Here is an 8,439-nt window from a genome sequence, read left to right on the forward strand (position 1 = left end):
TTATAATTCTCCTTTCAAATTTTCTGTAATAAGTTTTAACATTTCATCTTTATCATACCCAAGTTTTTCTAAAGTCTCTTTTAATGTATTTATCTCAACATTAGCTATTTCCGCTTTCATAGCTTTTATTTTTTCCTTATCATCTGTTACAAATCTTCCTTTAGTTCTTTGGCTATAAACTAATCCTTGTCTTTCAAGTTCTGTTAGAGCTTTTTGCATTGTATTTGGATTTACTTCAGCATCTTCTGCTAGTGCTCTTACTGTTTCTAGTTTAGATCCTATTTCAATCTCACCTGAAATTATTTTCAATTTTAAATGTTCTACTAATTGTATATATATAGGCTTATTATTATCAAGTTCCCATTCCATGTTTATACCTCCTTGTTTATATTATTGTATTAATAACTTAATACAATAATATAATAATACAACTTATATGTCAATCACTTTTAAATAAAATTATGAAAATATTTTTGTATATTTTTTTCATACTATGCTTTTATAAAAATGGATACTATATATCTATAATCAAAGCTATAATTATTTCCTTTTAATCTTAAATAATTTTACTATCTAAAAAAGTATATAAAAAAGCTCACAAAAAAATGAACACTGTATTAGAGTTCATTTTTAACATAATTTATTAGATTTTTTATAATATAGATTAATTCCTATTTTATTGAGCTATACATAATCAATTTTTCAAATTCTTCAATTGGCATTGGTTTTCCAAACAGATATCCCTGTGCCATGTCACATTTTACTTCCTTTAAGAGCTGAAACTGTTCTTCTGTCTCAACACCCTCTGATACCACTTTCATGCCTAATTCTTTTGCCATTTCTACAACTTTAGTAACAATTATCTTACTTCTATTGCTATTATAAGTTTCCATAATAAATTTTTGGTCAAGCTTCAAAATATCCATAGGAATTTCTTTTAACATATTTAATGATGAGTACCCTGAACCAAAATCATCCATAGATATCAAAAATCCTATTTTTTTTAAATTATTCATTATATCAATTAAGATGTCAAAATTATCAAATATAATACTTTCTGTAAGTTCAAGTTCTATATACTTTGCAGGTATTTCATATTTATCAATTATATTTTTATATGTTTCTATAAAATTATTGCAATATAAATGTATCCTTGAGACATTAACCGAAATAGTAACTGGATTTATACCTGCATCAATCCATTTTCTAAGCTGTATACATATTTCTTCAAGTACATATAAATCTAAGTTTATTACAAAACCGTTTTTCTCGAAAAATGGAATAAATTCATTTGGAGGTATTAAACCTTTATTAGAACTTTTCCATCGAACAAGAGCTTCTGAACCTTGTATTTCTCCTGTATCAAGTTCTATTTTTGGTTGCAAATGTACAATAAATTCTTTATTTTCCAAACTTGAAAACATCGTATTTTCCATCTCTTTTTCTTTTATTTCTTGGTCATGAATCTTATTATCATAAAATGCATAGGAACTTTTATGTCCTCCTTTTGCCATTTTATGAGGTATATTAGCCCTATCTATAATTGAATTAATATCTCTATCTTCTGAAAGTATAAAGTAGATTCCACAACTCAAAACCAGTTTATACTTTTCCTCTTGATTATTATTAAATAAATCTAGTTCTTCAAATATAATGTTCAATCTATTTGTTATATCTTTTTCTTCTATGTATTTCATAATTATAGTAAAATTATCAGCAGATATTCTTGCAAATATCTCATCTTCAAATATATTATTTTTAATAATCTTAGTTAAGTTACGTAAAATTTCATTTCCAATTTCATATCCAAATAGGTCATTTATATATTTAAATTTATCAATATCTATATACAATAAAGCATATTTCTCTTGAGTATTTTTGCATAATATCTTATTAGCATCAATCACAAACTTATCCATAGTACTTGCTCCTGTAAGACCATCTGTATAAGCTACCTTTTGCAATTTAATTCTAAACCTTAATTTATCATATATTATATATAGTACAAGCATTATACATATCATAGTCATAATACATATTATCTGTAATGAATATTTGCTAATAAATTGATTATTAAACATAATAGATTCAAAGTTGCTTAGGGAGTTATTTTGATAAAATTCATTTAAAGAATAAACTGGTATTGTATGTATAATCTGTAAAATTATACATATAAATAAAAAAAACATTAATTTTTTTTGTAAATTCCTCATAAAAATTTCCTCCCATTAAAACACCTCTATTTTATTATAAACCATTAGCAAATAAGTATATCCCAAAAGTTTCCATTTCTTGTAAAATGGATAGTTTTGAAAAGAAAATAGTAAAATTATAATATAAAAATAAAAATTTTTCAGATAATTTGAAGAAAAATAAGTATCTTTTATCAATAATTATATACCAAAATAATCCAATTTATTTTATATTATACCGATATGAAATGTATAAATCAATAGTTAAGACAACTAATATACTACATTCTATAATTATAGTAACTGAAAATTTCATGAAATTTAAAATAAATATAAACTATCCATTTTACAAGAAATGACTACTTTTTCCCAAAATATAGTATTTGCAACATATTCATACTTTATTTTTTCTGTTTTTTCTTTCTATATTTATTTCGACAAACTAATTTTTAAATTTTATCCCTAAGTAAATTAAAAAATATCTAATTTAAATTTTTTAATATATCTCCTCATAATTGATTTTTTAACTATAAATCTATAAAATTAAAACTCTTTATTGTTTCATTTATATAATGAAAATATTATATAAATGAAACAATAAAGAGTTTATATAATTAAAAGATAAAGAGAATATATAAAATAGCACTAAAGTATTTTATATATAAGATATATTTATATACTTTAGTGCTAATCAATATTTAATATATATAGTAAATCTACATTTAACTTTTTAAAGATTTTCTATATAAAATTCTTACTCCCAATGCAACTAATATAAAACTTATTAAAAGAATTAAGACAAATTTAAGTATATTTAAATTGGCAAAATCGACCTCAATAAATTTGTACAGATTGGCTACATTTCCAGTTGTATAATGGCTTACTACAATTGCTATACCATTATTTAAAAAATGTAATAACATTGATACAAATATGGAACCAGATTTATATACACTATATGCAAATATAATACCCAGTATAGAGGTTGGAATTATTCTTATAAAATCCATATGCATAATACCAAATAATACTCCACTACATATTATAGCTAACTTAACAGACTTATTCTTATCTTTTGATTTACTAAATGAAGAAAATATAAATCCTCTAAAAAATATTTCTTCACATATAGCTGGCAATAAAGCTATTGTTAGTAAATTTAATAAAAACTTATCTTTCATAAACAGGGTTTCGTTTAAACTTTCAGCAACTTCCATGTTTTGAGGAAACAAGAATAAAATTAGTTGTGTTATAATCATAATAAGAATATATCCACCAATCCAAAGTACAATACTGCCAAGTATATGTTTTAACTTAGGAACTCTCAAGCTAAACACTTCTTTAAAATCAGCTTTAATATAGTATGCAAATATTAATGGTAATGAAATTATCATAAATTGTGTTATTATGATACCACCCATACCAAATTTAATTTGTACTAAAGAACCAACATAAATTAAAAGAACTAATCCCACTGCGTATAAAATAATACCATCACTTATAGTTGGTATAGAGCCTTTTTTTATATTGCATCTTTTCTCTAAAAAAGAAAAACTCTTACTATTACCAAAAAGTATTTCCTCTGAATTGAACATCTTAGATAGTAATATGATTGCCAATATAACAAAAGCTATATTTGATACCAAAACTAAAGCTATTAAATTTAAATCACTTTTAAAAGATAATACACTTTTTATAAGTAGTGATATGTTTACCACAGGTATTACAGATGTTACCCTATCCAACACTATATTTGGTATCATAGAGACGTATGATGGTATCATAATAATTAACATAAGAGGAGTTATGTAGTTTTGAGCATCTTTAAAACTTTTTGCAAGTGAACATACACACATACTTATTGCTGCTACTACCATTGAAAACAGACATATACAGATTAAAGTAGTTACAATTGGTAAAATTAAATCTCCATAATTGAAATTTCCAAAGCCAAGTTGACTGCTAAGACCTCCACTAATTAAAATAAATGCCATAGTCAATCCCATAGATAAAATATTTAAAATTGCTGTTACTATTGCACTAAGAGAAACAGCCATGTATTTTCCCATAACCAATTCTAAATTTGATATTGGAAGCGTAAATAGAGTTTCTAATGTACCTCTTTCCTTTTCCCCAGCCATAACATCTATTGCTGGATATATTGAACCAAGCAAGACTCCTATTATCAGTATGAATGGCAATATTTGTCCTAAAAAATAGCCTGCTACTTCTTCTGTCTTTGCAACATCTACAGTGCTATATGTTAAAGGCTCTAATGTAGATTGTACATCTAAACCTTTATCAGATAATTTTTTTTCTACAGTAAGTCTTTTGTATTTATCTAAAACAGTTTCTATTCTCTTTACTGCATTAGAAGAGTTTTCTTGAGAAGAATTCATATATATTTTATAACTTGTAGATGCTTGTTTTTCTTCTATCTTTATATAAGCATCAATTTTATTTTCTTCTAATGACTTTTTATAATCATCAACATCAAGTATTCTTATTTTTCCTTTATCATTTACATTATCTTTGCTTTCAGTATCTTTACCTAAATTATTATCTTCAATCATCGATACTAATACTTTATTTGGTTTATTATCAAAGGCTATATTAATATCCTTGCTATTCATACTATTTGCAGACATATTCATTACCTGCATCATTAATAGCATAAGTAAAGGATACAAAAGAAGTGGTAAAACAATCATCATAAATAATGTCTTTTTATCTCTCAATATATCCAACATTTCTTTTTTAAATATGTATTTTACAATCTTACTTCTCATCTAAACTTCCTCCTTTCTAGCAAGTTTTATAAATACGTCTCTCAAGTTGTTTACTCCAGATTCCTCTTTCAAACTATTTGGTGTTCCTGATGCAATTATTTTTCCATTGTGAATCATAAAAATCTTATCACATAAAGTTTCTGCTTCTTCCATATAATGAGTTGAATAAAGAACTGTTTTACCTCTTAGTTTTTCATTCTTCATAAAGTCTATTATAGATGCACTACTTAAAACATCAAGCCCTAATGTTGGTTCATCAAAAATGTACACCTTTGGAGAATGTATTAAACAACGAGCTATAGACGTTCTTTGAGTCTGACCAGTTGATAGATTCTCAATTCTATTATCTATAAATTCACTCATATCCATTATTTTTATAACATTTTCAATCGATTCTTCTATATCTTCTTTTGTCATTTCATATAAGCTTCCAAAAGTTGTTAGAAGCTCTCTAGGAGAAAGTCTTCCATATAACTTTGTGTTTCCAGACAAATATCCTATTTCTTTTTTTGCTGAATTTCTATCTATTGAATAATCATATCCAGAAACACGTATATCTCCTGATGTTGGTGTTAATATTCCTCCTAACATTCTAAGCAAAGTCGTTTTTCCTGCACCATTTGGACCTAATATTCCCACAATCTCTCCTTCTGCAACTTTAAAAGAAACATTATTCACAGCAAGAAACTCTTCTTTTCTAGTTTTTATTTTCTTTAACTTTCTTATTGAATTTTTATTCTTATCATCTTTTACGACCCTTGTAAAAGACTTGCATAATTTATTAACCTCAATCATTTATTAAATTGCTCCCTTCTTGTTTATAGATATATTTATATAAATATAACATATAAACCTTTTTTATATAAAGTTTTTTGTTTTAAAATAGAGTATCCCTAGAAATTCATACTATCATTTGACAAATTACCTTCTTTTATTCTTTTATAATATATTTTGTAACATTTTTTTACATATTAAATATAATATTACTATATAGATAAACTTAATCATCTATATATTCAAATTAAAATATAAAAGGAGTTCATTTAATGGAAAATAATAAATGTAGAGAAAATTTTAGATTTTCTCAAGAATATGAAGAAGGTTATATAAATACAAATGATAGATATTATGACAACTATCAAATAGAGGATAGATATTATGACAATTATCAAACAGAGGATAGATACTATAATTATCCAAACAAATGTAAAGAACCTAAAGTAGCTGAACATTGCTGCTGCAAAAAAAGTATGAAAGATGCATTAGAACTTTTAAGATATGATGCTATAAGACCTTTTGTTAATTTTAATCAGTTTGCTTTTATTTCAGATTTCTTTATAGTTGGTGCTTATTTAGTAGGTATAGATTACTCTCTACCTCCAAAAGATAATCTATCTGGACTTAATGCTACTTTTAAAAGATTTTCAGCTTGTAACTGCGATTTAATAGATATATCTGGTCAAATATATTATCCTAAACCAATTCCATTGACACTTGGCGGATTAGTTAGTTCAATTGGCACTATTCCAGGTATAGCTGAATTAGTTGCTCTTATAGAGGCAGCAGTACCTGCTAATATAGACCTAGGAGGTATATTAAATTCAATACTTGATGATATAATTGATTATATAGTTGCTACAATCAATCCACTAACAACTGTAGATTTAGCATCATTATGTTCTCTTAAAGCTGTTGCTTTTAATGTTGCACCTGGAGATTATAATGATTTTGTGGCAGCTTTAGGATATTATCTTGATAAAAAACAATATAAAGATTGTAATTGCAACTGTGATTGTGATGATTGTTGTTGTAATAAAGGTATACTTGACAACCTTTATACTTCTAAAATAAATAATCAAGTTACTGTAGTAGCTGGTAGTTTAGTTCTAACTGGTGTTGAAGTTTTAGGTAAGAAAAATGATGTTTTAGTACTTGGAAACTCTAATGACTCAAGAATATACTTTGTATGTGTAGATTCTATAGATTATATTGCATAAAACAATTTTAAAGTACTATATTTAAATATAAAATGGCATATAGTTTTTAAAATATAAAATATTTGATTATTGTTAATAAAAAAGAGTGTCTATGTAAAAATAACTTTAGACGCTCTTTTTTATTTTTATATTGACTTCTATCTAACTTTTTTACCAAGCTTAAATACTGCTAATACATCAGCTAATACATCTATATTATCTATAGGATTTCCATTTACAACTATAATATCTGCTTTCTTTCCTTTTTCTAAAGTTCCATAATTTTTATCAATTCTTAAAAGTTCAGATGCAGTTTTTGTAGCAGCCACTATTACATCCATATTATCCATACCATAATCTGACATTAGTTTCATTTCATAATATGTCTTCCCGTGTTCATTGTAAGAAGTTCCTGCATCAGAGCCAACTGCAATTTTAATTCCTTTTTTATACGCTTTTAAGAATGATTCTTTATGTGGAATAGCGACAATTTCACACTTTCTAAGAGTCGCCTCAGTTATTCCACTTTCTTTTCCTGCATTTAGAATAAAATATGGAGCAGCCACAGTTGGAACTAAGTATGTTTCTCTTTCTAGCATCAAATCAATTATCTCATCATCTAAATAAACACCATGTTCTATAGAAGTTATTCCTGCAAGTACTGCATTTTTTATACCAGTTCTACCTTGTGCATGCGTAGCAGTTATTTTTCCTGCTTTTACAGCCTCCTCTACAGCAACCTTCATTTCTTCCAAAGTCAATTGTGGTGAGCCTGGCTCAACACCATCAGTCGTTACACCTCCAGTTGCCATTATCTTTACACAGTCTACTCCATTCTTTAATACTGTTCTAGCTGATTTTCTACATTCATCTATACCATCACTCTCAATCCCAAAGTAATATCCATGTCCTCCTGTCATACATATAACTGGACCTGAAGCAACTATACCAGGACCATCTATAGACCCTTTATCTACAAGTTTTTTAAGTTGTACATCCACATATTTAGGACAACCTAAACTTCTAATATATGTTACTCCTGAATCCAAGTAAGCATCAAGTTGTTTTATTGTATTTACCACAAGCTCTACATCTGATACATTCTCATAATAAACTTTTGGATTTCCAACTGGCTCCATTGTCAAATGAACATGACAATTCATAATTCCTGGCATAACAGTTTTATCTAAGTAATCATATACATCATATCCATCCAAATCTGTTCTTATGTCTTCAATTTCAACTATAGTATCTCCCTCAATAATTACCCCCTTATTTTTCATAATGCTATTTCCTGTTCCCTGAACCTCCCATGACTAAAGTCACAGGGTTCCTGCTTCATAGAATTTTGCATACTGAAATATGTCTTACCAATTCTCCACAGGCTATCCCCATAGTTCCTACGGTTCTTACATAAGTTATCTATTTTAAACTGTTATTAGCCTTAATCCTTCTTTTAGTATATTTATACTTGCATTTATA

General features: G+C 26.5%; 6 protein-coding genes. 1 reads left to right on the forward strand and 5 read right to left on the reverse strand.

Annotated elements, in window-relative coordinates; genetic code table 11:
- From Q3304_RS06245 to Q3304_RS06260, 4 genes are all read right to left on the reverse strand, one after another.
- Window positions 1-369, reverse strand: a complete 369-nt coding sequence (locus Q3304_RS06245; RefSeq protein WP_054270105.1) for a GntR family transcriptional regulator — start codon at window positions 367-369, stop codon at window positions 1-3.
- 302 nt (window positions 370-671) lie between these two features.
- On the reverse strand, window positions 672-2,213 hold the full coding sequence (locus Q3304_RS06250) for a putative bifunctional diguanylate cyclase/phosphodiesterase (protein WP_407814629.1): 1,542 nt from the start codon (window positions 2,211-2,213) through the stop codon (window positions 672-674).
- Between the two features lie 701 nt (window positions 2,214-2,914).
- Window positions 2,915-4,981 (reverse strand): ABC transporter permease subunit/CPBP intramembrane protease, encoded by a 2,067-nt coding sequence (locus Q3304_RS06255; RefSeq protein WP_054276572.1) that lies wholly within the window; start codon window positions 4,979-4,981, stop codon window positions 2,915-2,917.
- The gene (locus Q3304_RS06260; RefSeq protein WP_054270102.1) at window positions 4,982-5,776 is read right to left on the reverse strand and encodes an ABC transporter ATP-binding protein; all 795 of its coding nucleotides are present in this window, start codon (window positions 5,774-5,776) and stop codon (window positions 4,982-4,984) included. It lies immediately after the preceding gene.
- Window positions 5,777-6,027: 251 nt separating this feature from the next.
- Between Q3304_RS06260 and Q3304_RS06265 the strand changes: the two genes are divergently transcribed.
- Window positions 6,028-6,978, forward strand: a complete 951-nt coding sequence (locus tag Q3304_RS06265; RefSeq protein WP_054270101.1) for a CotA family spore coat protein — start codon at window positions 6,028-6,030, stop codon at window positions 6,976-6,978.
- A 137-nt stretch (window positions 6,979-7,115) separates the two neighbouring features.
- On the opposite strand, the gene Q3304_RS06270 is transcribed toward Q3304_RS06265, so the two are convergent.
- Window positions 7,116-8,240, reverse strand: coding sequence for an amidohydrolase family protein (locus Q3304_RS06270; protein ID WP_407814628.1), 1,125 nt, complete (start codon window positions 8,238-8,240; stop codon window positions 7,116-7,118).
- Window positions 8,241-8,439: the final 199 nt, after the last annotated feature.

The sequence above is a fragment of the Clostridioides sp. GD02377 genome (assembly GCF_045899875.1).
Lineage (GTDB): Bacteria > Bacillota > Clostridia > Peptostreptococcales > Peptostreptococcaceae > Clostridioides > Clostridioides difficile_A.

What these genes read in the sequence shown, in the direction of transcription:
- Q3304_RS06245 (WP_054270105.1), bottom strand. Translation starts at nt 369, where the DNA reads ATGGAATGGGAACTTGATAATAATAAGCCTATATATATACAATTAGTA.
- Q3304_RS06255 (WP_054276572.1), bottom strand. Translation starts at nt 4,981, where the DNA reads ATGAGAAGTAAGATTGTAAAATACATATTTAAAAAAGAAATGTTGGAT.
- Q3304_RS06270 (WP_407814628.1), bottom strand. Translation starts at nt 8,240, where the DNA reads ATGAAAAATAAGGGGGTAATTATTGAGGGAGATACTATAGTTGAAATT.
- Q3304_RS06260 (WP_054270102.1), bottom strand. Translation starts at nt 5,776, where the DNA reads ATGATTGAGGTTAATAAATTATGCAAGTCTTTTACAAGGGTCGTAAAA.
- Q3304_RS06250 (WP_407814629.1), bottom strand. Translation starts at nt 2,213, where the DNA reads ATGAGGAATTTACAAAAAAAATTAATGTTTTTTTTATTTATATGTATA.
- Q3304_RS06265 (WP_054270101.1), top strand. Translation starts at nt 6,028, where the DNA reads ATGGAAAATAATAAATGTAGAGAAAATTTTAGATTTTCTCAAGAATAT.